Here is a 26,356-nt window from a genome sequence, read left to right as displayed (position 1 = left end):
TACTTTCGCGGAGCGAATTTGACATTCGTGAGCACCAGCACGCAGGACTGACAAAGAATGCGAGGGTTTGTCTACACGCTGAAGCAGTCCTCATCAGGGGACTGCTTTTTTCTTGTGTTACGCTTTGTTAGCCACAGGTTTTGTTGTTTTCCTATTTTTTTCAAACAAATCACTTGTCACAGAATTAGATGTGAGATTCATCTGGAAGAATGGATTCAATATCAAGATGACCACAATGTTTGCTAGTAAACCAAGAAAGCCTTCATAAAGGCCGAATGTCATTTGTGTCATATTCGCTGTAAAGGTAACGATAATTCCTACGATGAGCCCTGCGATCGTTGCTTCTCTAGATTGTTTTTTCCAGAATAAGCTGATGGCAATGGCTGGGAAAATTTGAACCATTCCAGAAACACCGATCAGCTGAAGCGTGACAAGCGCAGTCGGGAACAGCATACCGAATAAAAGAGCAAGCCCGATCACGATAAATACCATCGAACGTGTAATGATCGTTAACCGTTTAGGTGACACATTCGGATGGATTAAATCACGGTACAAATTATTGGCAAATAAATTCGACGCCCCAATGGCCATGATCGAACATGGAATGAGAGAAGCAAGTGCAATCGTTGAATACGCAAGCCCCTGCATCACGCCGCCATATGACGTCTGAATTAAATGAAGAAGAGCAAATCTTGGATTTGTATCTTCCGGTAAGACTAAAAAGGCAATGAAGCCAAGGAAGATGACCAAAATCAATACAATGTTGTAAAGAGGTAAAAACATACTGTTTTTACGGATGGCATCTGCGCTTTTTGCAGTGAAAACACCAGTTGCTGCATGAGCCCACATAAATAATGCGAGTGCAGAAACACCTGATGCGGTAATAAACCACAAAATGCCTTTAGAGCCGCCTTCAGGTATCGTCAGAAGCTGTGGGGCCTCCTTAGCTAACGTATTCATCATTGGTGTCCAGCCGTTAAAATGAATAATCGGGAGGGAAACGACCATAAAGAGCATGATCACCCAAACAAGAATATCTTTAATAATGGCTGTATATGTAGGACCTTTAATACCACTGAAAAATGTATAAAGTGCAACTAAAATAAATGAAATCATAACAACTGCATTCACATTAATATAACTCGTTCCAGCGACAGTTAACGTATCTTGAATCCCGCTCAGTTGAAGACAAATGTATGGAATGAGCATGAGTACACCAACAATGGCAATCAAACTGGATAACAGCTTACTGTCAAATCGCTCACGTGCATAATCAGCAAGTGTTGTCAACTTGTGATTTTTTGCTACTGTCCAAAGTTTCGGTAAGAAGAAATACGCAATAAAATAAGCAAGAACTGAATAGGGGATAGCGAAAAAAGCAACACTTCCAGCTGTATAAGCTGTACTTGTGAGCCCTAAAAAGGTATAAGCAGTATATAAGTCTGCGCCAACAAGGAACCAGACGAGAAGCCCACCAAATTTTCTCCCGCCAACAGACCATTCTTCAACTGATTGTCTTGATGATTTATCACGACCAGCGGCAAAACCGATGACCACGACGATGAAAATAATACTTGCAGTAATCAATAAAGCTGTTAAGTTTCCTTGCATTCGTCAGTTCCTCCATTTGAATGTTGCATCCTGTAAATGATAAATGTGCAAACGGGTGTGAGTACAATCCATAGTAAGAGCCAGAAGTGGAAAAAGGGCAGCCCGATGACAAATGGTTGAATACGATTCACAAAGGGGAGCAGTGCAAGCTGTCCAATGAATGGAATCGTAATGAGTAGCGCCAGTATCAGTTTTTTGTTCATGATTTCCTCCCCTAATATTTTGTAATTTCATAATAATAGCAGTTGTCAGATTAGATCACAAGACCATTTTCAGAAAAAACAATCATTTTTATGAATATCATACTAATATAACGCTTTCATTTTTAAAAAGAGGTAAATATTGAAGAATGAGAAAGGAAGACTTGAAAATAAGTATGGAAAAATAATATTTAGAGCAAATAAAAAAGCCCCAGCATGAAGCTGGGACTGTGCCGTTTTTTATAGGAAATCAGATACTTCTTCGATGTCAAAACGATTGCTTTTATGAGCTTCTTTTGCTGCTTTTCCGACAGAAATCAACATCACTGGTTCGTATCGACCGCTCACATTGAATTCTTTCACGTACGCTTCTTTGCTGAAACCGCCCATTGCGCATGTATCATATCCCATTGCTTTCGCAGCAATCATTAACTGCATAGCAGCTAACGAAGCGTTTGAATACGCAGCTTCACGTGCATATTGCTCGCTTTGGTAAGCACCATTGATTTGCGTCATCAGTGTTTCTTTAATATCTTCTGTGATGAAGCCTTGTTCTGCTAGCTCACTGTAGATTTTTTCGCCATTTTGATTGGCTTCAAGGTCACCAAGCACTGCAATTACAGCTGATGCTTGTGAGACTTGCTTTTGGTTGTAAGCAATTGGAAGAAGTTTTGCTTTTGATTCAGCACTATGGAAAACAGTGAAATGCCAATGCTGAAGGTTCCAAGCAGATGGTGCTTTTGTTGTGATATCAAGAAGCTCTTTTAACTCTTCTTTTGTCATTTCATGAGTTGTATCATACTCTTTTACTGAAGCTCTTTCTTTTAAAATGTCAATCGTTTTTTGATCGCTCGCCATATGGATATTTCCTCCCGTTTTTGCAAATAGTATGGTACAATAAATAAAAAAGTGAGAAACTTACTTATTGTAACTAGAGATATATTTTAAATTGTATACCGTTAGTTTGTCAAATGATCATGAAAAGAAAGGCTGAAATATATGGAATTTCAATTATGTCCAAACATTCAGCAAGCTTTTTTACTTCTTGGCAAAAGGTGGAATGGTCTCATCATTCATGTATTGCTTGATGGTCCGAAGCGGTTTAAAGACCTGACGGACATTATTCCATCCATCAGTCAAAAAATGCTCGCAGAACGCTTAAAAGAGCTTGAGCAAGAAGGAATCATAAAGCGCACTGTACTTCCTGAAACGCCAGTCAAAGTCATCTATTGTCTAACCGAAAAAGGAAGTGCATTACATGGTGTGTTCGCAGAAGTATCGCGCTGGGCAGGGGAGTATGCTGGATCTCATGAAAAAAAGGAGCAAGCCTAGTTTTAGGTTTGCCCAAACGTTTTGTCTCCTAATGAATATGCTGATGTTAGGCACATGACAAAGGAGGAGAAATGCATGTACCCTCATACTCCGTATTTTCGAGGCGGTGCCCCCGGCATTCCGCCATATGAATCTAGAGTCCCTTTGTTTTTTGGTTTTGGCGCTCCTTTAGTCGGCGGACTGCTTGGCGGATTTCTAGGAAGTGCGATTTTTAATTATCCTCGTCCATATTACCCGCCACCACCACCGCCTGTTCCACCACCTTATGGCGGCGGATATCCACCATATTATTGAGAAAAAAGAGTAAGCCTGCTTCCATTTCAAAGCAGGCTTTTTATAATGGAATATCAATTTCAGAGATGCCTGGATCATCATGCTTTAAAAACATAATTTCTAAAATACCCTCTTGATACGAAGCCTTCGTTCCTTTTCTTTTCACAGCAGCAGGCAGGACAACCTTCTTTTGTTTATTCTCTTCAGGAAAATGATCAATAAACAGCAGATTGGCTGTATGTTTGATTTTTACTTTTTCAGTGTTCGGACGATCGAGCTCTATTTTGACAAACACGTGATCTGTCGTCTCAAATACTTCAACATTCGGCTCTTTCTTTTTTTTATCGTCTGTCTCTCTTGCTTTCTGCTTCTGAGACAGCGGATCCTGAAAGGGGAATTGAGCAGAATAATTGGAGCCGAAAACACTTTCCATGACTTGATTGACATATTGCTCAACGTCTTTAGGATCTGAATTTTTTAACGCTTCTTTTGAAAATTGCTTTTGAAAAGGGAATAATCGGTTCCAGTCAAACATGCAAATCATCCTTTCTAAATGCCCTGAATTAGTATATGCCCATAAAGTGATGTGCGTGCTATAATATACGATAGGTTTAGAAAGGAATGGTTAGATTGAACGAACAACAATCAAAAGGTGTCTTATATACGGCTGCATCTTTTACATTATGGGGGTTATTCCCATTATATTGGAAACTGATGGAGCATATTTCGTCAGGCGAAATTTTAGCGCACAGAATCGTATGGTCCTTTGTTTTTATGTGCGGTATTCTTTTATATTTAAAGCAAGTCCGTCCAGCGATGCAGACTGTGAAAGGTCTGATGATAGATGGAAAAGCACTTTTTTCATTACTTTTATCTGCTATTTTAATATCGGTCAACTGGTATGTATACATTTGGGCGGTAAATCACGATCTTATGCTGGAAGCGAGTTTAGGGTATTATATTAATCCGCTTGTATCAGTTTTACTAGGCATCATTTTCTTAAAAGAACGACTGAATAAAATGCAAACCACCGCCATTCTCATTGCCGCAGCTGGGGTCATCATCTCAACTGTTCAGTACGGCTCATTTCCTGTCGTGGCTTTCGTATTGGCTTTTAGTTTTGGGTTCTATGGACTGATTAAAAAAAGGATGAGTTTTACGAGTGCCATTGGATTAACCATTGAAACACTGCTTCTTGCACCAGCTGCGCTTGTTTACTTATTCTTCTTCTTAAAAGAACCTGTTGTCACAATGAATCCTAGCAGCTTCGGCTCTCTTGGGCTATTATTTTTTGCAGGTGTCTTTACAGCTGTACCGCTTCTTTTATTTTCTGAAGGGGCCAAAAGAATTCCTTTATACCAAGTTGGTATTTTGCAGTATATTGCACCGACCATTACACTCTTTTTGGGGCTGTTTGTGTATCACGAACACTTATCTGCAGCAAAAATCGTGACATTCCTCTGTATTTGGGTGGCGATTTTACTATTTACAACCTCTCAACTGCGAATGAAAAAAACAGCGAATTCTCATTAAAGAGACGAAGCAGTTTGCTTTTTTTTGCAGGCGGATCATGTCATAATAAGTTGTTACCAAAACTGTAGAGGTGATCACATGTCATCAGTCGATGAGCTTGCACACGCTTATCAATCTTTATGGAAAAATCGGCAGCTTGATGTAGTGGATATGACTTCATTACACGAGGCGATACGAGATGATTTGCTTGATGCACGCACCCATCCTCGCGCAAGAAAGTCATTACATCAAAAGTATGTACTCGCTGTGGAAAGAATTTTAGAAAGCACGATTGAACAGGGTCATCAACTACAGCTGATCAGCTTACATACGAAAAAGCTGCGAGAACTAATTCAAAATGAAGGAAGGAACCACTCATGAAACCAATTCAAACGGAAGATGTCACAGCACATCTTGAATCGTTTTTAAATCGGCCAGTCTTCGTTCATCTTGAAACGACAACTGGTTCTTATTCAGCTCATGTGAATGAGCAAAATATGACGGTCGTGGCGTATATCCGCAACGCAAAAGTCGTCTATTCACAGGCGAAAATAAAAGGACAAGGTCCATACCGAGTCGGAATGAAAACAGAAGATGGCTGGATTTACGCAGAAGGTTTAACCGATTACGTGTTTGATGAACAAGGCCGCCTGCTGTTAGCAGGACACCTGCCAGACGGAAAACTAGCGATCTCATTACAAATTAGTGAAACACCATTTCAGGTGTAGGAGAGAGGGGAACAGTGATGAACGAACATGTACTTGTGATGCTGCCTCACCCCGACGATGAATCCTTCGGGGTCGCAGGGCTCATCGCGCAAAGCAGAAAACGTGGAATTCCAGTGACGTATGCATGCGGGACACTTGGAGAAATGGGAAGAAATATGGGAAGTCCAACATATGCTAACCGTGAGACACTTCCTGAATTAAGAAAACAGGAATTAATCCATGCATGTAAAGAAATGGATGTCACAGACTTGCGTATGCTTGGTCTTCGGGATAAAACGTTAGAATTTGAAGATGATGAGTATTTAGCGGATGTGATGGAACGCATAATTGATGAAGTGAAACCAACTCTTATTGTCACATTTTACCCAGGTCATGGTGTACACCCTGATCATGATGCGACAGGTGAAGCGGTCATTCGTGCCCTATACCGCAAGAAAAAAGAAGACCGTCCCGTCACATACTGCATGGCCATTACGAAAAATCGAGAAGAAGTGCTAGGAAATGCCGATATTGTGATTGATATTACGGATGTAGCAGATATCAAATTAAATGCGTTAAGAGCGCATAGAACACAAACAGAAGGCATGCTAAGAGAGCTTGAACAAAAGCTGAAAAACAAAGAACCGGTCGTCCAAAAATGGTTTGATGAAGAAATTTTCTGGACGTATCAATGGAATGACTAAATGAAAGGCAGTTGACTGAGGTCAGCTGCCTTTTCGTGTTGTATCAGAATGCATACGTCTTTCAATCAACCTGAGACGAACAAATAGGACGATTGCACCTGCGGCAAGTCCAGCAATCAGTCCAATCCAATAACCAAACGCTCCAAATGAGGTATATGTGCCAATCAGGTAGCCAGCTGGAAGGCCGATGACCCAGTAAGAGACAAACGCAGCAATGAGTGTATAATTCACATCTTTATAGCCGCGCAGAGCTCCTTGAATGGGTGCAGCGATCGCATCTGACAGCTGGAAAAAGATCGCATACATCAAGAAGTGCTGTGTCATTTGTAAAACAGCTGATTCAGTTGTATATAAACCAGCGATCTCAGGTCTAAATAACAAGATGAGTGCTGCGGTACATAATGAGAACAAAACAGCCGTTGCAATGCCAATATAGCTGTAGCTTTTTGCGTCTTTATACCGCATGGCACCGGCTTCAAAACCTACAACAATCGTTAAAGCCATTGAAATACTGAGCGGCAGAATATATAAAATAGAAGCAAAGTTCATCGCTGCTTGGTGACTGGCGATCGTCACGGTATCAAAGTGACCCATTAAGAGCGTGACAGCTGCGAAAATACTTGTTTCAAAAAAGATCGCAAACCCAATAGGGATACCGATTTTCAGTATTTGACCCATTCGGGAAACGTTGAAGCGAGGTAATGTCTGAAACAACCGAAAGGACGCAAACGGTTCAGCTTTGATGACAATACAAATACTCATGATGAAAATCGCCCAATACGTCATCGCAGATGCAAGACCTGCCCCTGCACCGCCAAGCTTTGGAAACCCAAAGTTCCCAAAAATAAAGAGATAATTTAAAACAAAATTAATAGGAAGTGCGGTTAACGTAATGAACATCGTCACACGTGTTTTTCCTAATGCATCAATGAAAGATCTCATGACTGAATAACCAAAAAGTGGGATGATTCCAATAGCAAGGAAGCTGAGAAAATGACGGGCAATGGTTTCTACGGATGGTTCAAGCCCAAGTCTCCCTAAAATAAAAGGAACACACAACGATCCAATGACAATCACCACGATACTTAAAAGAAAAGATAAATAAATGGCCTGGAAGACTGCACGAGGAACGTCTTCCCTGCGGCCGCCGCCCATCAGCTGAGCCACTATAGGGGTAACAGCCATTAAAATACCAGCAAGACCAGTATAAACAGGTGTCCAAATGCTCGAACCGATCGCTACACCTGCCAGGTCTTCTGCACTCACTTTTCCAGACATGACCGTGTCTAAAAATGTGATGAGCGAAAGACCTGCTTGTGTAATTAAAATCGGAATCAATATGGTTAAAAATTGTGCCAACTTTGCTCGAATACTATTCGTTTCTCTCATCATAAGTTCCTCTCTGAACAGAAATAACGAGAGGAATTATATCACGCTATGTAAAAAAATCAATTCTCTGTCGGATTATTTTTCTTTGAGGGCTTCGTTTTTTTGAACATTTGGGCATAAATAAAAGAAAGACTGACAACACCTAAAATGCTGCAAGCATATTGAATCACTTTTTGAATGGTCATATTGAATTCACCTCCATACAAATAGAATGTGCACAATTTGTTATTTTATGACACAAGCGAAAGAAGGAGGGACATGGTGAGATGATCAATCGCACAAATGAAGAAGCGATGTTTAAGTTAGAAATGAAATCTCATTTAACGCAAATTATGATGGATGCAAGAAAAATCGTCGATTCGCTTGACCAGACGGAACAATGCCTTCTTTGTGAACTCGAATCATTGCATGATCAGTTTAATGAAATGCATGCAGAGGCTTCCTCGTTTTATTTACAAGCGTATATGGAAGAATTCACACCAGGTTTTGCTCAATTTTCTTTAGCCATTGAGAACTTATCAAAACAAAAGCATGGCGCACTGATTGTGATTCAAAGGAGAGACGAGGTTGAGGATTATATACAAAAAGGGACAAACCTTCATGCGAAAATTAGTGCATCATTAATAGAAAGCATTTTCTATCCTGGAAACCCACTTCACGATGGCGCCCTTTTAGTAAAAGAAAACACGCTTGTTTCCGCTGCAAATGTCCTGCCGCTCACCTCGAAAAAAGTCAGCCCTTCTCTAGGCACAAGACACCGGGCAGCCATTGGACTTTCAGGCATGACCGATGCCCTTGTTCTTGTGGTATCAGAAGAAACAGGGAAAATGTCGTTTGCGAAAGAAGGAGTCCTCTATCCGTTAACTGTAAAAGATCAAGAAATCAGAAAGTAAACATGTACACAGCATTCTTCATTGGGAAGGGTGCTTTTTTTATTGAGGAGAAAAAGCAGGTAATTAAGTAAAAAGTCATTTGATACAGAAAAATTTGTCATGTAGAATAGAACTATGAAACTAGCAACGTGCTTGTTTTGACAAATTTCTAAACGTCAACTTAAAAATTCCTTAAAAAATGTTGATAAATACAGCAAACAGCCGATAGAAACGATATGGCTTTGTTTTAGCATTTTGAGTTGGCTGCTCTAACCTATTTAGTATTGCCCAACGTCTTCATGTCGAGTAATATAATAGAAATAAAGATAAAATAGTGCAAGAGAAGCAGAACCATTAAATGCTAAACTCAAAACTAGTACATAAGTCTTGTGGAACGAAATCATGAAAGGCGGAGATTCATCTATGAAGAAAAAAGTAGTAACCGGCCTCACAGTTTCAGCGATCGCAGGCTCAGCTGTTATTGCTGCACCGGCAGAAGCACAGACGATCAAGGTGAAAAGCGGTGACTCACTTTGGAAGATTGCCGAACAGTACAACACAAGTATTTCGGAACTTCAATCTCTTAATCAATTAAAAACGACGATGATTTTTGCAGGACAAAGCTTAAAGATCCCTGGTGCAAAAAGTTCGAAATCCAGCTCATCAACAGGTTCAAAAGCAACGAAATCAAGTGCTTCAACAACATCTAGCTATACAGTCAAGCTTGGGGATTCATTATGGCTGATTGCGAAGAATCACAAAATGTCAGTTGCAAGTTTGAAAAGTTTGAACAGCTTAAACAGTGACCTCATTCGTCCTGGACAAAAGCTGAAAGTGTCTGGAACGACGAAAACGAGCGGCAGCCAGTCCTCAAATTCAAACTCAACATCTAATTCCAGCTCAAGTAACAAATCAACGAATTCTAATAGTTCGTCATCAGCATCTAGTACATATAAAGTGAAATTAGGCGATTCACTTTGGAAAATTGCCAATTCGTTAAATATGTCGATTGGTGAAATTAAAACATTGAACTCGCTAAAATCTGATACGATTTATCCAAATCAAGTATTGAAGGTAAAAGGAACGGTGACGTCAAAACCAAGTCAGCCGAAAGCACCTGCTCAACCTAGCACGCCTTCAAACAGCAATCAGTCTTCAAGTAGTAAAACAACATCTTATACGGTTAAATCAGGTGATTCATTATGGAAAATTGCGAATCAGTTTAAGGTGCAGGTTCAATCAATCCGCACAGCAAACAGCTTGAAAAGTGATGTGCTGAGAATTGGACAAGTATTAAAAATCAACGGAACAGCTTCCGGTTCAACTGGATCTAATGGTTCTACGTCAAACGGTTCAACAACACCGGTCAACAATAATAAAAATGACGTTCCAATGAATGCAAAAATCACGACAATGATTCAAGAAGGTAAAAAACTCACAGGCATTCCTTACAGATGGGGTGGCAATACACCAGCTGGATTTGATTGTAGCGGCTTTGTTTACTATCTCATTAATAAGGTTTCATCAGTATCTAGATTGAGTACAGCAGGATACTGGAATATGATGACGCCTGTCAGCACACCACAAGTTGGAGATTTTGTTTATTTCACAACGTACAAAGCAGGCCCTTCTCATATGGGACTATACCTAGGTGGAGGAGATTTCCTTCATGCAAGTGACAGTGGAGTAGGGATTTCAAACTTAAGCAATCCTTATTGGAAAAAAGCCTACTTAGGTGCGAAACGTTTCTTCTAAAAAAGCCGATTTTCGGCTTTTTTTGTTTGCCTTCTCATCAGTTTGTCCATACTGATAGCAAAAGGGGGCAGTTAGATGAAAATGTCACTGAGGATGGTCTTGATATGTTTGGTTTTTCTCGTATCAGCATGTCATGCTCCGCCAAAAAAAGAAACAACTGAAGAGAGCCAGGAAGTTGCAGCTCCTAAACAATCGCCAATGACGACTTCATTAATCAATGAAAGCGGGCAAAAAATAGGGAGCATCGACATCAGGGAATCGACAGAAAATGGACTTGATTTACATGTGAAAGCGAAGGGATTACCTCCAGGTGCTCATGGCTTCCATATCCATGAAACAGGTGTATGTGAGGCGCCAGACTTTGAAACAGCAGGTGCGCATTTTAATCCGACCCATAGAGAGCATGGCTTCGACAACCCAAAAGGGCATCATGCTGGAGATATGCCTAATTTAGAAGTAGGGGCAGATGGTCAAATTGACGTCGTTGTGAATGTTCCAAATGTGACAGTCAAAGGAGGCCCGAATCAATTGGTTGATCAAAACGGGCGAAGTTTCATCATCCATGCAGAAGCAGATGATTACTTAAGCAACCCTTCTGGCAACTCAGGGAAACGCATTGCTTGCGGAGCCATCACAAAAGAAATGGTAAAATAACAGAAGACGAACCTTTATGTATTGAGTGCATAAAGGTTTTTTTAGTATACTTGGTGAGGAAAATGATCGAAGAGAGGAATTAATCATATATGTTTAACCAACAATCACTCCCAGAAGAAATTCAAGCAATGATCGAAGCAAAAGGAAAAGTTCTCGAAGAAGAATTTCGTCCGCTTATCGGAACAGGCGGCTATGAATCACAAGATACGTCTATTATTCAAGATGCCATGATTGCACTTGCCCTAGGAAAAAATGTTCTGTTAAAAGGACCGACGGGCTCAGGTAAAACAAAACTAGCAGAAACGTTATCCGCGTTTTTTCAACAGCCGATGCACAGTGTAAACTGCTCAGTTGACCTTGATGCAGAAAGTCTTATTGGCTATAAAACCATCCATAATGATGGACAAGTTGCTTCTATAGAATTCATTGAAGGACCCGTTACAAAAGCAATGAAAAAAGGACACCTTTTATATATTGATGAAATCAACATGGCAAAACCAGAAACACTGCCTATTTTAAACGGTGTGCTTGATTACAGAAAAATGATGACAAACCCATTTACAGGTGAAGTCGTTAGAGCAGAAGAAGCTTTTGGCGTGATTGCAGCAATCAATGAGGGATATGTTGGGACAGTGCCGCTCAATGAAGCGCTGAAAAACCGTTTTGTCGTCATCGAAGTTCCTTACATTGGCGGCGGCATTTTAAAAGAAGTACTGCACACTCAATCCGTTTTAAAGGATGAGCGGTTAATCGATCAATTCGTACAGCTCTCATCAGATCTCATCATCCAAGCACACAATGGACAGGTCAGTGAAGAAGCCGCATCCATTCGCGCACTGTTAGATACATGTGATCTTGCGCAATATATCCCTCCGCTTCGTGCAATTGAACGAGGAATTGTAGAGAAGCTAGAAGATGACCGGGAAAAAGCAGCGGTAAGAAATATCGCTCAAACATTATTCGAGTGAGGTTCTGACTTTTGAAATTCATCAAATTTAATGACAGCAGAATCGATTCATTTTTATTTATGGAATTAACAGATTTAGCCAAAACACTTGCCAAAAGTGATGATGTGGAGCTTGAATACGGTGTGCAGTCCTACTATGAACCGTTTGAAAAGAAAATTTTCATCAGCCATTTTTGGGATGATCGTCATCAGGAGGATATGATGGCAGGCTTAAAAAGTGATGTGTTCTTGCGAGCAGTAGGGACGGTATATAGCGATCTTTCAGTATTTGAAGACATCATTCGCTATGCCCACACATTATCCATTCCTGATGTGTGCAAACAATTGTTTATGCTGTTTGAAGATATCCGAATTGAAGAGCGGATTAAACGTGACCGCCCAGGAACAAAAAAGGTATTTAAACGGAGAAGAGAGCTTTACAGACGTCACTTTAAGACACAATTAACGATTAACCAAGAACGCAGTATTTTAACAGATGCACTCTTTTGTGCGATATACGTGAAGCTGACAGCCGAATCTCCTCTTGAAGAAATTCCACCCCTTCATGAGCGGATAGATCCAATGATTCCGTTTATTGAGTCAAGTCTTGAACGTGTATATGACGCACGCTCGACATCTGATATCGCCATCATTGTCAAAGAATTGACAGAAGGCTTCGATGAGCTCCTTGAAAAGGATATGCTGAACACATACTTTTTCTTCCCAGAATTGGACTATGAAAAAGCGGCAAACGAACCGCTTTTCCATGACCTCAAAAGAAAGCCTAAATTAAGTGAGGAGATAAAAGTCGATCGGGAAAAAGAGGGGGATGAAGACATCCATAATGAATATATGGAAGTATGGCATAGAGAAACGGAAGCACCATCTAAAAGCTTCCTTCAATTTGATTTAGAGCACGGTGGCAAAAGCGATCTCGGCAAAGATGCGGCAAGAGAAGGTGACGATGGAGATCAGGCGCTTGGAACGGTTCAAGGTTCAGCCAAACAAACCCAACGAAAAGATTATTCAAAGCTTGAAGCACTAGAAGAGGCAGAAGGAGAAGAAAGCGGTGCAGATGCGCATGAGAATGGAAAAGAAAACAAATATGCATTTCCAGTCATGATTTCACCAGAACCTCCTGCGCCAGAGCAAATAGATGTGTACAAGCAGCACGCAAAGGCAATCGAGCCTTATCAGAAACGCTTAAAACAAATGATTCAAAAAACACTTGAGCATAAAAAATCATGGCCAAAAACAGATCTTCATGCAGGACGTCTCAGTAAAAAGCTCATTCGTTATTTTACAGAGTCCAATCCTCGACTTTTTTATAAAAAACAAGCCCCATCTTCTCAAATTGATGCTGTGTTCACTTTATTAGTTGACTGTTCTGCGAGTATGTTTGACAAGATGGATGAGACAAAAAAAGGGATTGTTCTGTTTCATGAAGCTTTAAAATCAGTGCAGGTACCTCATCAAATTGTAGGGTTCTGGGAAGATACAAATGACGCAACTGAAACAAGTCAGCCGAACTACTTTAACACCGTCGTATCGTTCAAAGATTCCTTATTTGACGCAGGACCTTCCATTATGTCACTTGAGCCAGAAGAGGATAACCGGGACGGATATGCGATTCGCCAAATGACAAAAATGATTTTAAAACGAAGAGAAGAACAAAAATTCCTCATTGTTTTCTCAGACGGAGAGCCGGCTGCCTTCAGCTACGAACAAAATGGGATCGTGGATACACATGAAGCGGTTCTCGAAGCGAGAAAAAAGGGAATTGAAGTCATCAATGTATTTCTATCCAATTCTCCGATTGAAGAGGCGCAGATGAAAACGATCCAAGATATGTATGGCAAGTTCAGCATTTTTGTACCGGATGTCGATACATTGCCAGATGTGCTATATCCATTACTCAAGAAATTGCTGCATAAAAGCATTGGGGCATAAGGTTTTGCCCCTTTCTTTAAAATATTTTTCGGAATGATTTAAATTTTTTGTTTTTCTTTGAATTTTTTATCTTTAATTGAACAAAGAATGTAGAAAGTAATCTGAAACAGTGGTAGAATATGATTGGAAGCGTTTTATTACATAAATTTGGTCATTTTGTTCTGGAAGTTATATCGAAATAGTGTTCAATCACTTGATGATCAAAGTTGGGGGTAGTGTTCAAAATGTTTCAAAATGATGTGAAACAACCGTTGAGTTGGGAAGAATTTCATGGTCCGAACCTCGGCTACGTGCTCGAGCTCTACGATCAATATGTCCAGGATCCTACTAGTGTTGATGAAGACATAAGAGGCATATTTGATGAACTTGGTGCACCACCGAGTGAAATGAAGGAGGAAATTGGGAAAAAAGAAAATAGCGTAGTTACTTCTGAACAAATCCAAAAGATAGCATCAGTCGTTAAACTGGCAGAAGACATCAGAACGTATGGCCATTTAAATGCTTCCGTCAATCCTCTTCGCAAAGAAAAGGAACTACAAGAGCTGTTTCCTTTAAAGGAATACGGTTTAACTGAAGAAGACGTTAAGAATATTCCAATATCAATTATTAGTCCAGATGCACCTAAACACATTTCAAACGGCATAGAAGCCATTAACCATTTGAGAAATACGTATAAGCGTACCATTTCATTTGAGTTTGATCACGTACATGACTTCGAAGAGCGAAACTGGCTCTCTAAATCTATTGAGTCTGGTGAATTATTCAAGAAAAAACCAGCAGATAAACTAGTTTCTGTACTCAAAAGATTAACAGAAGTCGAGCAATTTGAGCAGTTCCTTCATAAAACATTTGTTGGACAAAAGCGTTTTTCTATTGAAGGATTAGACGCACTTGTTCCAGTACTTGATGAAATTATATCCGAGTCTGTTACACAAGGGACTTCAAATATTAACATTGGAATGGCACATAGAGGCCGTTTAAATGTATTAGCACATGTGTTAGGAAAGCCATATGAGATCATTTTCTCAGAATTCCAGCATGCGCCTAATAAAGAGCTTGTACCATCAGAAGGCTCTATCGGCATCAGCTACGGATGGACAGGGGATGTAAAATACCATCTCGGTGCTGACCGCCAAATCAAAGATGAAGCTACAAAGAGTGCAAGAGTCACACTTGCCAATAACCCAAGTCACTTGGAATTTATTGACCCGATTATTGAAGGAAGCACTCGTGCCGCGCAAGAATCGCGTACTCAAAAAGGCTATCCAGTTCAAGACGTTGAAAAAGCGTTAGCCATCTTAATTCATGGGGATGCTGCATTTCCTGGAGAAGGGATTGTCGCAGAAACATTAAATTTAAGTCAATTAGTCGGCTATCAAGTGGGGGGAACAATCCATATCATTGCCAACAATATGATTGGATTTACCACGGAAAGCAATGAATCTCGTTCAACGAAATACGCTAGTGATCTTGCAAAAGGTTTCGAGATTCCAATTGTTCACGTCAATGCAGACGATCCAGAAGCTTGTTTAGCAGCCGTTCAGCTGGCGGTAGAATACCGTAAACGGTTTAAAAAGGATTTCTTAATTGACTTGATTGGCTACCGCAGATATGGTCATAACGAAATGGATGAGCCTTCTACTACTCAGCCAATGCTGTACGATGCGGTCAGAAAGCACAAAACGGTCAAGAATATCTTCGCAGATAAACTTGTCACCGAGGGCCTTCTGTCAAAAGAACAAAGAGAAGAAATTGAACAGGCTGTTACGGCAAAAATTGAAGAAGCTTATAAAAAAGTGCCTTCAAAGAAAGAACATACGATTCAAGAAATCGAACTGCCAGAGCCTGTCTCTAACGGCTTCCCTGCAGTTGATACATCTGTAGAGTTTGATGTATTAAGAAAGCTGAATGAAGAATTGATTAGCTGGCCGAAAGACTTCCAAGTATTCGGTAAGCTAAAGCGGATCCTTGAAAAACGTGCAAAAGTGTTTACAGATGATCGCAAAGTGGAATGGTCACTTGGTGAAGCACTTGCATTTGCATCTATATTAAAAGACGGTACGCCGATTCGAATGACCGGACAGGATTCTGAACGAGGAACATTTGCTCAAAGAAACCTTGTTCTTCACGACAGTCAAACGGGAGATGAATTCATAGCTCTTCATGAACTGAGTGATGCAAATGCATCATTTACAGTCCATAACAGTCCACTGTCAGAAGGCTCTGTCATCGGGTTTGAATATGGTTATAATGTCTATTCTCCTGAAACATTAGTTATTTGGGAAGCTCAATTTGGAGACTTCGCAAATGCGGCTCAAGTGTATTTTGATCAATTTATTTCAGCAGGCCGCGCCAAGTGGGGACAAAAGTCAGGGCTTGTGATGCTCTTGCCACATGGATATGAAGGACAAGGTCCAGAACATTCTAGTGGAAGAACAGAGCGCTTCCTGCAATCAGCTGCTGAGAATAACTGGACAGTTGCGAACCTGACAAGTGCAGCTCAATACTTCCATATTCTTAGAAGACAGGCGAAAATGCTGCTTCGTGAAGAGATTCGTCCTCTTGTCATCATGACACCGAAGAGTCTGCTTCGTAACCCGAACACATTATCCGAAGTCCAAGAACTAACAGATGGACAGTTCCGTCCAGTTCTTGAACAGCCGGGCCTTGTGCATGATCATGAAAAAGTAACACGCCTTGTTTTATCGAGCGGGAAGGTATCGATCGATATTAGTGATCGTTTTACTCAAATGGAAGACTCAAAAGATTGGCTTCATATTGCGAGAGTGGAACAATTATATCCATTCCCAGCCAAAGATATTAAAGCTATTTTATCAAAACTGACGAACTTAGAAGAAATCGTATGGGTGCAAGAAGAACCGCAAAATATGGGCGCTTGGGGATATATTGAGCCATATTTACGTGAAATTGCATCTGAAAAAGTGAAAGTACGTTACATCGGCCGCAGAAGACGTTCAAGTACGGCTGAGGGTGATCCAACTGTTCATAAAAAAGAACAAGAACGAATTGTATCTGATAGCTTGACTCGCAAAAACTAAGGGGGAAATGAAAAATGGCGGAAATTAAAGTACCTGAACTAGCGGAATCAATCTCGGAAGGAACAATTGCTCAGTGGCTAAAACAGCCGGGCGATTATGTTGAGCAGGGGGAATACCTGTTAGAACTTGAAACAGATAAAGTCAATGTCGAATTGACAGCTGAAGAATCTGGTGTTCTAAAAGAAGTACTGAAAGATTCTGGTGACACTGTCCAAGTTGGAGAAGTCATCGGAACGATTGCAGCAGGTGAAGCTGGCGGAAGCGAGTCCGCAGCTCCAGCACCTGAGCAAGATTCTGCACCAGCTTCAAAAGAAGAACCAGCAGCTGAACAAAAAGAAGAGGCAGCAAAAGAAGAGCCGAAATCTGGTAATGGCAGAACGATCGCTTCTCCTGCAGCTAGAAAACTAGCAAGAGAGAAGGGATTAGACTTATCTGAGATTCCAACCGCAGATCCACTGGGCAGGGTACGAAAGCAGGATGTAGCTTCTTACCAAAAGAATGAAGCTCCTGCAAGTGCACCGAAAGCCGCGCCAAAAGCAAATGCTGCGGTGCAAAATGATCAAACAGGGAAACCAGTTGAGCGTGAAAAAATGTCACGCCGCAGACAAACGATTGCAAAACGTTTAGTTGAAGTTCAACAGACAGCAGCGATGCTGACAACATTTAATGAAGTCGATATGACAGCTGTAATGGATCTAAGAAAGCGTCGCAAAGATGCCTTCCTTGAACAAAACGATGTGAAACTGGGCTTCATGTCCTTCTTCACAAAAGCAGTGGTAGCAGCACTTAAAAAATATCCACTTCTCAACGCAGAAATTCAAGGTGATGAGCTTGTCATTAAAAAATTCTATGACATTGGTATCGCTGTAGCCGCCAATGAAGGACTTGTGGTACCAGTTGTCCGTGATGCAGACAGACTTTCATTTGCTGGAATTGAAAAAGAAATCGGTCATCTTGCGAAAAAAGCAAGAGATAACAAATTATCGCTCAATGAATTACAAGGTGGATCATTCACGATCACAAACGGAGGAACATTTGGTTCTCTGCTTTCAACACCAATTTTAAACAGTCCTCAAGTTGGAATTTTAGGTATGCATAAAATTCAGCTTCGTCCTGTTGCGATTGATGAAGAACGCTTTGAAAACCGTCCAATGATGTATTTAGCTCTTTCATACGACCACCGTATTGTCGATGGTAAAGAAGCTGTTGGGTTCCTTGTCACGATTAAAAATCTACTTGAAGATCCTGAACAGCTATTGCTTGAAGGATAATCGAAAATAAAAAGCTAGTACCGATGAGGGACTGACCCCCGTTTTTGAGACAGGGATCAAAACACCTTTATGAAACAGCCAGTTGCCGAAACTCTTTTGGTGACTGGTTGTTTAATTTCAATTGAATTCGGATATTGTTATAGTAATCAATATACTCCCTGACTGTTTTTTCTACAATGGCTGTTGTAGTGTTTGTCAGGTGGTGGAGATAGAATCCTTCTGATTTTAAACTGGAGTGGAAGGATTCGATGGGGGCATTATCAGCGGGCATTCCCTTACGGGACATGCTCATGGTAATGCTTTTTTCCTTTATCTCCTTTTGATAAGCATAAGAAGTGTAGACCGAACCTTGATCACTATGAAGTACGCAGCCTTTAGGCAGTGCCTGTAGCTGATTCAATGTATCTAGAACAAGCGAAACATCCTGTTTATCACCAATCGTATAAGCCACAATCTCACTTGTATATAAATCTTTTATGCTAGATAGATAAAGTATTTTTTGACCAAATGGCAAATACGTTATATCTGTCACCAGTTTTTCAAGTGGCTTAGTCGCAGTAAAATCCTGTTTTAAGTGATTTTCTGCAATATAATAAGGTTGACCAGTCTGTTTACGCTTTTTTACTTTCACACGACACTGTAAACCGTAGGTTTGCATAATACGTTGTACGGTCTTATGGTTCATTTTCATTTCTTTTCGCAGTAGAGCCGTTATTTTACGATAACCATACGTATATTGGTGTGCCTCACAAAGAGACGATATGAGGTCGATTAACACTTGCTGTTTTGGCTGGAGATCTTGTTTTTTCCAACGATAAAATGTTGATCTTGCGACCTCAAACATCTGACAGAATGTACTTACACTTACTGTGTCTTTTACCGTATCGTAAATCGACACGAACGCTTCTTTTTTCACTTCCTTTCCCATTCCATGTACTTTTTTAATAGGTCAATTTGTTGTTTTAGAAAACGATTTTCTGTTTTTAACTTTTCGTTCTCATCTTGATATTCAGGTCCTTTACCATATGAATACTGTTTGCCTACCGGCTGTCTTAAACGATGAATGTCTCCAGATTTATACCATTTCATCCATGTTTTAAGTTGGGTCACATTCCGAATATTTAATTCCTCCAACACTTTTTTAACTGGTACTCCCGCCAATCGCATTTCAATTGCCTTCATCTTCACTTCAAATGGATAACTAACTCTTGAACCCATAGAAAAACACCTCCAAATTGTTTTCAGGTATTCTATACCCGATTTTCAACTTAAAGGTGTTTTTATCTGTCTCACTTTATGGGGTCAGTCCCATGAAGGTACTAGCTTTTTTGGTCTTTATTTTCTGGGAATCCTCTTTTTGACCAAAATGTTGCCAGCCACGAGCCAGATAAATTATGCCACACGCTAAAAATGGCACTGGGGACGGCGGCAAGTGGAGAAAAGTGTGCTGTCGCAAGGGCTGCGCCAAGTCCAGAATTTTGCATCCCTACTTCTATTGAAATTGCTCGTTGAGAAGGAATGTCCATTTTACACCATTTTGCAATGAGGTAACCCAATAATAGACCAAGAGCATTATGTAAAACAACAACGGCAAAAATAAGCAGTCCAGTTTGCAGAATCTGTTCTTTATTTGCGCTGACAACAGCTGCAATGATGGCGACAATGCCAGTAACAGATACAAGTGGAAGTGCTTGTACAGCATACGTCACTTGTTTTTTAAAAAACAATTTGACGATGACACCTAAAATAATCGGAATTAAGACAACTTGGACAATCGACAAAAACAAAGCACCCGGTGATACAGATAACCAAGATTTTGCGAAAATATAAATAAAAACAGGGGTTAAAATAGGAGCAAGCAGGGTCGAGATCGTTGTCACGGCAAGAGATAAGGCCGTATTTCCTTTCGCCAAAAAGGTCATTACATTGGATGCAGTCCCGCCTGGACAGCAGCCGACGAGAATGACACCGACAGCGATTTCAGAAGGCAAATGTAACCCATAGGCCAATAAAAATGCTATGAGTGGCATCAGTGTATACTGCGCTAAAACCCCGATCAATACATAAAGAGGCTTTCTAAAAAGCTCTTTAAAATCTTCAGAAGACAGCGTCAGCCCCATGCCAAACATAATAATGCCAAGTAAAAAAGGGATATAAGGTCCAATCAAAGAAAATGTCGCAGGAAAAGTAAAACCTAGACAAGCAAAGACAATGACCCATATAGCAAATGTTCTTCCCGCAAAGTGACTAATGTGTAAAAGGGTGTTCATACTCTCTTTCAACTCTCTTTCTTTTCATATCTTTTCTATTTTAAATGAATTTTCTGAAAAAACAACCTATGATTTTGTAATGGGTACTCATAATATTATTATGTAAACTAATAAAAACCCACATAGTAAATGAACTATGTGGAGTATGCGATCAAAAAGGTGTCCATTTCACTTGTTGAGCCTGTTTTAGTCTTGCTTCTGGCTCACGCCAGTCAACGACATTCCACCACCGGTCTACATATTGCGCCTTTTCATTTCGATATTGGAGGTAATAGGCATGCTCCCACACATCAAGAGCAAGAAGGGGGATGACGTCCCATTGAGAGAGGAACTGATGGCGCTCTGCTTGTAAAATGTCTAAACGCTGAGATCGCGGGGACCATACAAGGATCGCCCATCCAACACCTTCTACTTGTTTGGCAGCAGCTGAAAAATGTGACTTGAACGTCTCATAGCTGCCTAATGATTGATCAATGAGACGAAGCATTTGACCAGTAGGTTTTCTTTTCCCTGAAGGACTCATGGAAAACCAAAAGATACAATGTAAATAATGTCCTGCCCCATGAAAGGCAAGCTCACGTTCCCAATGCTTGATCATCGTAAAGTCGTTGGTTCTTCTTGCTTTTTTTAGCGCAAGTTCAGCTTGATTTAGCCCATCAACATAAGTTTGATGATGCTTTTGATGGTGCAAGTACATAATTTCTTTTGAAATATAAGGTTCGAGCGCGTCATACCGATAAGGCAGTGGTGGTAACTGATGATTTCCAGCTGCTACATCGCGCACTTCTTCGTGTGGCTTCATGTCTTCTGCAATCCTTTCGGCTAGTTCGTACCATTCTTGTTCACTCGAATGGTCATCCTCCATTTTGAGTCGTAAATGTTCCACTTTTCGATGAATTTTATCATCTTGCCACACATGTTGAATGGTGCTAAGCCACTCGTTGAGCTGTGAGCGATATTCTTCTTTATTCATGTATACGCCTCATTTCGTCTAAAAATGTAGAACAAGTCATCATCGGAAACACAAACGGGTAGCTATGATAGGTGATGTAAAATTGTTTTGGCAGTCCAATGCCGACCGGATAGTACATGGCTTCTTCAGTATGGTGATGGTTCACTAAAAAGGAGACAGCTTTCAAAATGGCTGCGCTATTTGCTTTTTCATATTGGAGGAGTGCCTCTGTTGCCCATGCGGTTTGAACCACTGTGCCAAAGGGAAGCGGGATATAGGTTTTCAGTTCTGCACTTTTACACGATTCTCCGAAACTGCCATCTTCAAGCTGAATCTGCTTTAGGAAACGGCACGCTTTTTGCACAGCAGGGTGTGAGGAGGGGATGCCGGCTGCTTTCAGTCCCGTTAATGCTGCCCAAGTTCCATAAATATAACAAACACCCCATCTGCCAAACCATGATCCGTTTTTCTCCTGGTGGTCAAAGAGCCATTTCACACATCGATCTTTTTGCCTGAGAATCGTGGGAGAAGCAGTATCTTTTTCTTCTAAACCAATCAGATGGAGCACACGGCCAGTAATGTCGGGAGTTGACGGGTCAATCGCTGCATCCTCCGCAGATTCAAGCGGAAGGTGACGAAGCAGAAAGTGATCTTGATTTTTTTCAAAAGCAGAAAAGCCGCCATCACGGTTTTGCATGGAGAGAAGCCAGTCATATCCTCGTTTCCACTGAAGTGGAGTGTATTCCTTTGGGATCGCTTTTAACACAATTTGCGTGTCATCACAATCAGGATTATTCGTATTGATATGTGAGAAACCAAAGCCTCCCGGAGCAGCATGCCGGTTATGAACCGACCAATCCGCTTTCTTCATTTGCTGCCGGTCCAGCAAATAGGTGAAGGACTTCATGATCATGGGATCTTCTCGTTTTCTTCCTGATTTTTGAGAAGCGTAACTGACAAGCGCTGTATCCCACACAGTCGAGGTGGAATTCTCAGCATATATCTTGCCTTGACAGGAGGTGACGAGCTTTTTCATACCCCTGACTGCTTTTTGGATGAGATGATGTCCAGGGGAGTACCCAAGGCTCATGAGGGCATAGACCATAAAGATGGTTGCACTTAAGTAACTGTACAGCGTCCCATCTTTTTCAAGACGGTCAAACATGTATCGCTTCGCTGCTTCATATCCGAAAAAGTCGAGCCGGCTGTCGAGGGCTGTATATGACCGCATATACATGAGGAAGTGATCAGTCGAACGTTCTTCTCTTGCCATAAACCAGTCAAATGGATTTTTAGACATGTTTTCATCAAGATGGGCTAATGATGGAAACACAGCATGAGAGGTATACCGTTTGTTCAATGCAATCATCATAGGCACAAAATGAATCCTTGCATAGGCACTAAGGTGGAAGAAGTGAAGCGGAAAGGAAGTAGGAATGAGTAAAAATGAAAGCGGTGCATAGAAGTAGGGCCAAGGGTGCATGCCATTTACGGCAAGCATCCACTTTGTCATAAAATGGACGTCCTTTAGGCCACCTTTTGAGCGAATATATTGTGCTGCTTTTTCCATATGGGGCTCGTCTTTTTGAAATCTGCCAGATGCGAGCATGCCGCAATAACCTTGTACTGTAGCTGTGAGATGTCCCGACTGGTCATGATACAAAGAAAAGGAACCATCTTCATTTTGTTTGGCATGTATTGCTTCGGCCAATTGATGGATCAATTGCTGATCAGGGTCACCAACGGCTTTTAGTAGCATAATGAAAAAAGAATTTGTCATCATAGGTCCTTCAAAGCAGAAAACAAATGCGCCATCTTCTCTTTGTCTGCGTTCTACCTGCATGTGCAGTTCATCGATATATTCGTTGACTCTCGTTTTTAAATCTTGCATTCGGCCATGCTCCTTTCCTTTATCACTATATTCAGGAGTCGGCCTGTCACATGCCAGCACAAAAAAAGCCGATGACATCGGGACTGACCCCATAAAGTGAGACAGATAAAAACACCTTTAAGTTGAAAATCGGGTATAGAATACCTGAAAACAATTTGGAGGTGTTTTTCTATGGGTTCAAGAGTTAGTTATCCATTTGAAGTGAAGATGAAGGCAATTGAAATGCGATTGGCGGGAGTACCAGTTAAAAAAGTGTTGGAGGAATTAAATATTCGGAATGTGACCCAACTTAAAACATGGATGAAATGGTATAAATCTGGAGACATTCATCGTTTAAGACAGCCGGTAGGCAAACAGTATTCATATGGTAAAGGACCTGAATATCAAGATGAGAACGAAAAGTTAAAAACAGAAAATCGTTTTCTAAAACAACAAATTGACCTATTAAAAAAGTACATGGAATGGGAAAGGAAGTGAAAAAAGAAGCGTTCGTGTCGATTTACGATACGGTAAAAGACACAGTAAGTGTAAGTACATTCTGTCAGATGTTTGAGGTCGCAAGATCAACATTTTATCGTTGGAAAAAACAAGATCTCCAGCCAAAACAGCAAGTGTTAATCGACCTCATATCGTCTCTTTGTGAGGCACACCAATATACGTATGGTTATCGTAAAATAACGGCTCTACTGCGAAAAGAAATGAAAATGAACCATAAGACCGTACAACGTATTATGCAAACCTACGGTTTACAGTGTCGTGTGAAAGTAAAAAAGCGTAAACAGACTGGTCAACCTTATTATATTGCAGAAAATCACTTAAAACAGGATTTTACTGCGACAAAGCCACTTGAAAAATTGGTGACTGATATAACGTATTTGCCCTTTGGCCAAAAAATACTTTATCTATCTAGCATAAAAGATTTATATACAAGTGAGATTGTGGCTTATACGATTGGTGATAAACAGGATGTTTCGCTTGTTCTAGATACGTTGAATCAGCTACAGGCACTGCCTAAAGGCTGCGTACTTCATAGTGATCAAGGTTCGGTCTACACTTCTTATGCTTATCAAAAGGAGATAAAGGAAAAAAGCATTACCATGAGCATGTCCCGTAAGGGAATGCCCGCTGATAATGCCCCCATCGAATCCTTCCACTCCAGTTTAAAATCAGAAGGATTCTATCTCCACCACCTGACAAACACTACAACAGCCATTGTAGAAAAAACAGTCAGGGAGTATATTGATTATTATAACAATATCCGAATTCAATTGAAATTAAACAACCAGTCACCAAAAGAGTTTCGGCAACTGGCTGTTTCATAAAGGTGTTTTGATTCCTGTCTCAAAAACGGGGGTCAGTCCCATCGTCACCGGCTTTCTTAAATGATTAGTCTTGCAGATTAATCCACACGCTTTTGACTTCTGTATAGTTGTTAAGGGCATATGATCCCATTTCTCTGCCAAGGCCTGACTGTTTATATCCGCCAAACGGGGAGGCGGCATCAAAGACATTATAGCAGTTGACCCAAATGGTTCCTGCTTCTAGGCGTGCAGCGATATCGTGAGCATGCTTTAAGTTTTCCGTCCAAAGTCCTGCCGCTAACCCATAGTCAGATTGATTGGCCCGTTCGACGACTTCATCAATGGAATCGTAAGGAATCGCAGATAGAACTGGACCGAAGATCTCTTCTTTTGCGATTGTCATTTCATCTTCTACATCTTTAAAGACAGTAGGGGAGACGAAATAGCCTGCTTCATAAGGGCAGTCACCACCGACTACGGCTGTTGCACCTTCTGACTTCCCTTTTTCGATATAACCTAACACACGTTCATGCTGCTCTTTACTCACTAGAGGTCCAATTTGGGTATCGCGGTGAAGACCAGCTCCTTGTTTTAATGATGTCGCATATTTAGCCATTTGATCGACGACTTCATCATATTGGCTCCGGTGCACAAAAACCCTTGACCCTGCACAGCAAACTTGACCTTGGTTAAACATCACGCCGTTTAATGCACCTGGAATGGCTTTCTTTAAATCGGCATCTGGCAAAATAATATTCGGCGATTTTCCGCCAAGCTCTAATGTAACACGCTTGATGGATTTGGCTGCTTTTTCCATGATCAATTTCCCAATACTTGTTGATCCAGTGAAAGCCAGCTTGTTGACATCAGGGTGATCGGTTAATGCTTCACCGGCAGTTTCACCAAATCCAGGAACGATGTTAATCACGCCTTCTGGGAATCCGGCTTTATCCACTAATTCAGCTAAATATAAAGCAGATAGTGGTGTTTGTTCGGCTGGTTTTAAAACAATGGTGCATCCTGTTGCTAGTGCAGCACCCATTTTCCACATGGCCATGAGCAGCGGGAAGTTCCAAGGAATGATTTGTCCCACAACACCAACAGGCTCATGGCGGGTATAATTAAAATATCCCTGACTGACAGGAAGGGTTTGTCCAGTCATTTTTGTGGTCCACCCTGCATAATAGCGCATGTGCTCAATGGCAAGAGGGATATCCGCATTGGTTGTTTCATTAATTGGTTTTCCATTATCAAGTGTTTCCAGCTGAGCCAGTTCTTCCTGGTGTTCTTCCATTAAATCTGCAAGCTTAAACATCAGACGGGCACGTTCAGCGGCAGACATAGAACGCCAAGGTCCATGGAAAGCCTTTTTAGCAGCTTTCACTGCTTCATCAATGTCGGCTGCACCTGCTTCATATACATCAATAAGGGTTTCTCCTGTGACAGGGTTAGGTGTAGAAAATGTTTTGTTATCATGGCTTGTGACAAACTGACCATTAATGTAGAGTTTTTTCGTCCCTTGGAGAAAAGATTCGAGTTTTGAACTAATTTGAAGTGTTGTAGAGCTCATAAATAAACAAACCTCCTTAAAGATATGGGTTGTTCTGCGAGTTCTAAGGTGGAAAAAGTGGACATGAAGCAATTTGTATACGCACACTAATGTAAACGTATACATTTATCATATTACACGACATGTTTGAAAGCAAT

General features: G+C 40.8%; 25 protein-coding genes. 14 read left to right on the top strand and 11 right to left on the bottom strand.

Annotation, left to right across the window (positions count from 1 at the left end; genetic code table 11):
* Positions 1-117 precede the first annotated feature (117 nt).
* The 3 genes from NST57_RS10455 to NST57_RS10445 all read right to left on the bottom strand — a co-directional run bounded on the left by NST57_RS10455 (position 118) and on the right by NST57_RS10445 (position 2,669).
* Entirely contained in the window at positions 118-1,611 is a 1,494-nt protein-coding gene (locus NST57_RS10455; protein WP_341298529.1) for a sodium:solute symporter family protein, read from the bottom strand.
* Positions 1,596-1,814: a DUF3311 domain-containing protein gene (locus NST57_RS10450; RefSeq protein ID WP_341298528.1), complete on the bottom strand. Its 219-nt coding sequence runs from the start codon at positions 1,812-1,814 to the stop codon at positions 1,596-1,598. Before NST57_RS10450 ends, NST57_RS10455 begins: the two co-directional genes overlap by 16 nt.
* Before the next feature lie 237 nt (positions 1,815-2,051).
* Positions 2,052-2,669, bottom strand: a complete 618-nt coding sequence (locus NST57_RS10445; RefSeq protein WP_142155296.1) for a nitroreductase family protein — start codon at positions 2,667-2,669, stop codon at positions 2,052-2,054.
* Between the two features lie 141 nt (positions 2,670-2,810).
* On the opposite strand from NST57_RS10445, the gene NST57_RS10440 reads away from it, so the two are divergent.
* Together NST57_RS10440 and NST57_RS10435 are read left to right on the top strand one after the other, a co-directional pair.
* Positions 2,811-3,143 carry a winged helix-turn-helix transcriptional regulator gene (locus tag NST57_RS10440; protein ID WP_142155295.1) on the top strand — a complete coding sequence of 111 codons (333 nt, stop codon included), beginning with the start codon at positions 2,811-2,813 and terminating at the stop codon, positions 3,141-3,143.
* 75 nt (positions 3,144-3,218) lie between these two features.
* Complete coding sequence (locus NST57_RS10435; protein ID WP_003215921.1) at positions 3,219-3,437, top strand: hypothetical protein; 219 nt, start codon at positions 3,219-3,221, stop codon at positions 3,435-3,437.
* 40 nt (positions 3,438-3,477) lie between these two features.
* Here NST57_RS10435 and NST57_RS10430 read toward each other — a convergent pair whose 3' ends face one another.
* Entirely contained in the window at positions 3,478-3,951 is a 474-nt protein-coding gene (locus tag NST57_RS10430) for a spore gernimation protein GerT (protein WP_142155294.1), read from the bottom strand.
* A gap of 86 nt (positions 3,952-4,037) precedes the next feature.
* Between NST57_RS10430 and rarD the strand changes: the two genes are divergently transcribed.
* The 4 genes from rarD (at position 4,038) to bshB2 (ending at position 6,339) form a co-directional block, all read left to right on the top strand.
* Positions 4,038-4,949, top strand: a complete 912-nt coding sequence (rarD, locus tag NST57_RS10425; protein WP_007500743.1) for an EamA family transporter RarD — start codon at positions 4,038-4,040, stop codon at positions 4,947-4,949.
* Between the two features lie 78 nt (positions 4,950-5,027).
* Positions 5,028-5,309 carry a hypothetical protein gene (locus tag NST57_RS10420; RefSeq protein ID WP_008346472.1) on the top strand — a complete coding sequence of 94 codons (282 nt, stop codon included), beginning with the start codon at positions 5,028-5,030 and terminating at the stop codon, positions 5,307-5,309.
* The gene (locus NST57_RS10415; protein WP_008346474.1) at positions 5,306-5,656 is read left to right on the top strand and encodes a YojF family protein; all 351 of its coding nucleotides are present in this window, start codon (positions 5,306-5,308) and stop codon (positions 5,654-5,656) included. Before NST57_RS10420 ends, NST57_RS10415 begins: the two co-directional genes overlap by 4 nt.
* A gap of 17 nt (positions 5,657-5,673) precedes the next feature.
* Positions 5,674-6,339: a bacillithiol biosynthesis deacetylase BshB2 gene (bshB2, locus tag NST57_RS10410; protein ID WP_135227103.1), complete on the top strand. Its 666-nt coding sequence runs from the start codon at positions 5,674-5,676 to the stop codon at positions 6,337-6,339.
* Positions 6,340-6,360: 21 nt separating this feature from the next.
* On the opposite strand, the gene NST57_RS10405 is transcribed toward bshB2, so the two are convergent.
* Positions 6,361-7,728 carry an MATE family efflux transporter gene (locus tag NST57_RS10405; protein ID WP_142155293.1) on the bottom strand — a complete coding sequence of 456 codons (1,368 nt, stop codon included), beginning with the start codon at positions 7,726-7,728 and terminating at the stop codon, positions 6,361-6,363.
* Positions 7,729-7,787: 59 nt separating this feature from the next.
* Positions 7,788-7,913, bottom strand: coding sequence for a hypothetical protein (locus NST57_RS10400; RefSeq protein ID WP_003215647.1), 126 nt, complete (start codon positions 7,911-7,913; stop codon positions 7,788-7,790).
* Positions 7,914-7,994: 81 nt separating this feature from the next.
* Between NST57_RS10400 and cdaS the strand changes: the two genes are divergently transcribed.
* From cdaS to odhB, 7 genes are all read left to right on the top strand, one after another.
* Positions 7,995-8,621 (top strand): sporulation-specific diadenylate cyclase CdaS, encoded by a 627-nt coding sequence (cdaS, locus tag NST57_RS10395; RefSeq protein WP_024718575.1) that lies wholly within the window; start codon positions 7,995-7,997, stop codon positions 8,619-8,621.
* A gap of 402 nt (positions 8,622-9,023) precedes the next feature.
* A complete protein-coding gene (locus tag NST57_RS10390) occupies positions 9,024-10,355 on the top strand; it encodes a LysM peptidoglycan-binding domain-containing protein (RefSeq protein ID WP_142155292.1) in 1,332 nt (443 codons plus the stop codon).
* A gap of 75 nt (positions 10,356-10,430) precedes the next feature.
* The gene (locus NST57_RS10385; protein WP_341298527.1) at positions 10,431-11,009 is read left to right on the top strand and encodes a superoxide dismutase family protein; all 579 of its coding nucleotides are present in this window, start codon (positions 10,431-10,433) and stop codon (positions 11,007-11,009) included.
* An 89-nt stretch (positions 11,010-11,098) separates the two neighbouring features.
* Positions 11,099-11,977 (top strand): AAA family ATPase, encoded by an 879-nt coding sequence (locus NST57_RS10380; RefSeq protein ID WP_142155290.1) that lies wholly within the window; start codon positions 11,099-11,101, stop codon positions 11,975-11,977.
* 11 nt (positions 11,978-11,988) lie between these two features.
* Entirely contained in the window at positions 11,989-13,905 is a 1,917-nt protein-coding gene (locus NST57_RS10375) for a vWA domain-containing protein (RefSeq protein WP_341298526.1), read from the top strand.
* A gap of 224 nt (positions 13,906-14,129) precedes the next feature.
* Complete coding sequence (gene sucA / locus NST57_RS10370; RefSeq protein WP_341298525.1) at positions 14,130-16,964, top strand: 2-oxoglutarate dehydrogenase E1 component; 2,835 nt, start codon at positions 14,130-14,132, stop codon at positions 16,962-16,964.
* A 14-nt stretch (positions 16,965-16,978) separates the two neighbouring features.
* Positions 16,979-18,235 (top strand): 2-oxoglutarate dehydrogenase complex dihydrolipoyllysine-residue succinyltransferase, encoded by a 1,257-nt coding sequence (gene odhB / locus NST57_RS10365; RefSeq protein ID WP_046343784.1) that lies wholly within the window; start codon positions 16,979-16,981, stop codon positions 18,233-18,235.
* 67 nt (positions 18,236-18,302) lie between these two features.
* Here odhB and NST57_RS10360 read toward each other — a convergent pair.
* The 4 genes from NST57_RS10360 to NST57_RS10345 all read right to left on the bottom strand — a co-directional run bounded on the left by NST57_RS10360 (position 18,303) and on the right by NST57_RS10345 (position 23,348).
* A protein-coding gene (locus NST57_RS10360) for an IS3 family transposase (protein ID WP_142155484.1) occupies positions 18,303-19,453 on the bottom strand; the annotation gives its coding sequence in 2 pieces (ribosomal slippage) (positions 18,303-19,183 and positions 19,183-19,453; 1,152 coding nt in all).
* A 101-nt stretch (positions 19,454-19,554) separates the two neighbouring features.
* Entirely contained in the window at positions 19,555-20,505 is a 951-nt protein-coding gene (locus NST57_RS10355) for a bile acid:sodium symporter family protein (RefSeq protein WP_341298524.1), read from the bottom strand.
* A gap of 151 nt (positions 20,506-20,656) precedes the next feature.
* On the bottom strand, positions 20,657-21,478 hold the full coding sequence (locus NST57_RS10350; RefSeq protein WP_341298523.1) for a superoxide dismutase: 822 nt from the start codon (positions 21,476-21,478) through the stop codon (positions 20,657-20,659).
* Entirely contained in the window at positions 21,471-23,348 is a 1,878-nt protein-coding gene (locus NST57_RS10345; RefSeq protein ID WP_341299215.1) for a terpene cyclase/mutase family protein, read from the bottom strand. Before NST57_RS10345 ends, NST57_RS10350 begins: the two co-directional genes overlap by 8 nt.
* Before the next feature lie 171 nt (positions 23,349-23,519).
* Here NST57_RS10345 and NST57_RS10340 point away from each other — a divergent pair.
* Positions 23,520-24,670, top strand: a protein-coding gene (locus NST57_RS10340) for an IS3 family transposase (protein WP_142155484.1) whose coding sequence is annotated in 2 segments (ribosomal slippage) — positions 23,520-23,790 and positions 23,790-24,670 — 1,152 coding nt in all. Because the reading frame shifts where the segments join, the coding sequence is not laid out codon by codon here.
* Between the two features lie 64 nt (positions 24,671-24,734).
* Here the strand turns inward: NST57_RS10340 and NST57_RS10335 are convergent.
* Positions 24,735-26,219, bottom strand: coding sequence for an aldehyde dehydrogenase family protein (locus tag NST57_RS10335; RefSeq protein ID WP_341298522.1), 1,485 nt, complete (start codon positions 26,217-26,219; stop codon positions 24,735-24,737).
* Between the last annotated feature and the right edge of the window lie 137 nt (positions 26,220-26,356).

The organism is Bacillus sp. FSL M8-0077 (genome assembly GCF_038050255.1).
In the GTDB taxonomy this organism is placed as follows: domain Bacteria; phylum Bacillota; class Bacilli; order Bacillales; family Bacillaceae; genus Bacillus; species Bacillus altitudinis.
Note: the sequence above shows the minus strand (reverse complement) of the source record. Positions and strands in the feature narration are given on the sequence as shown.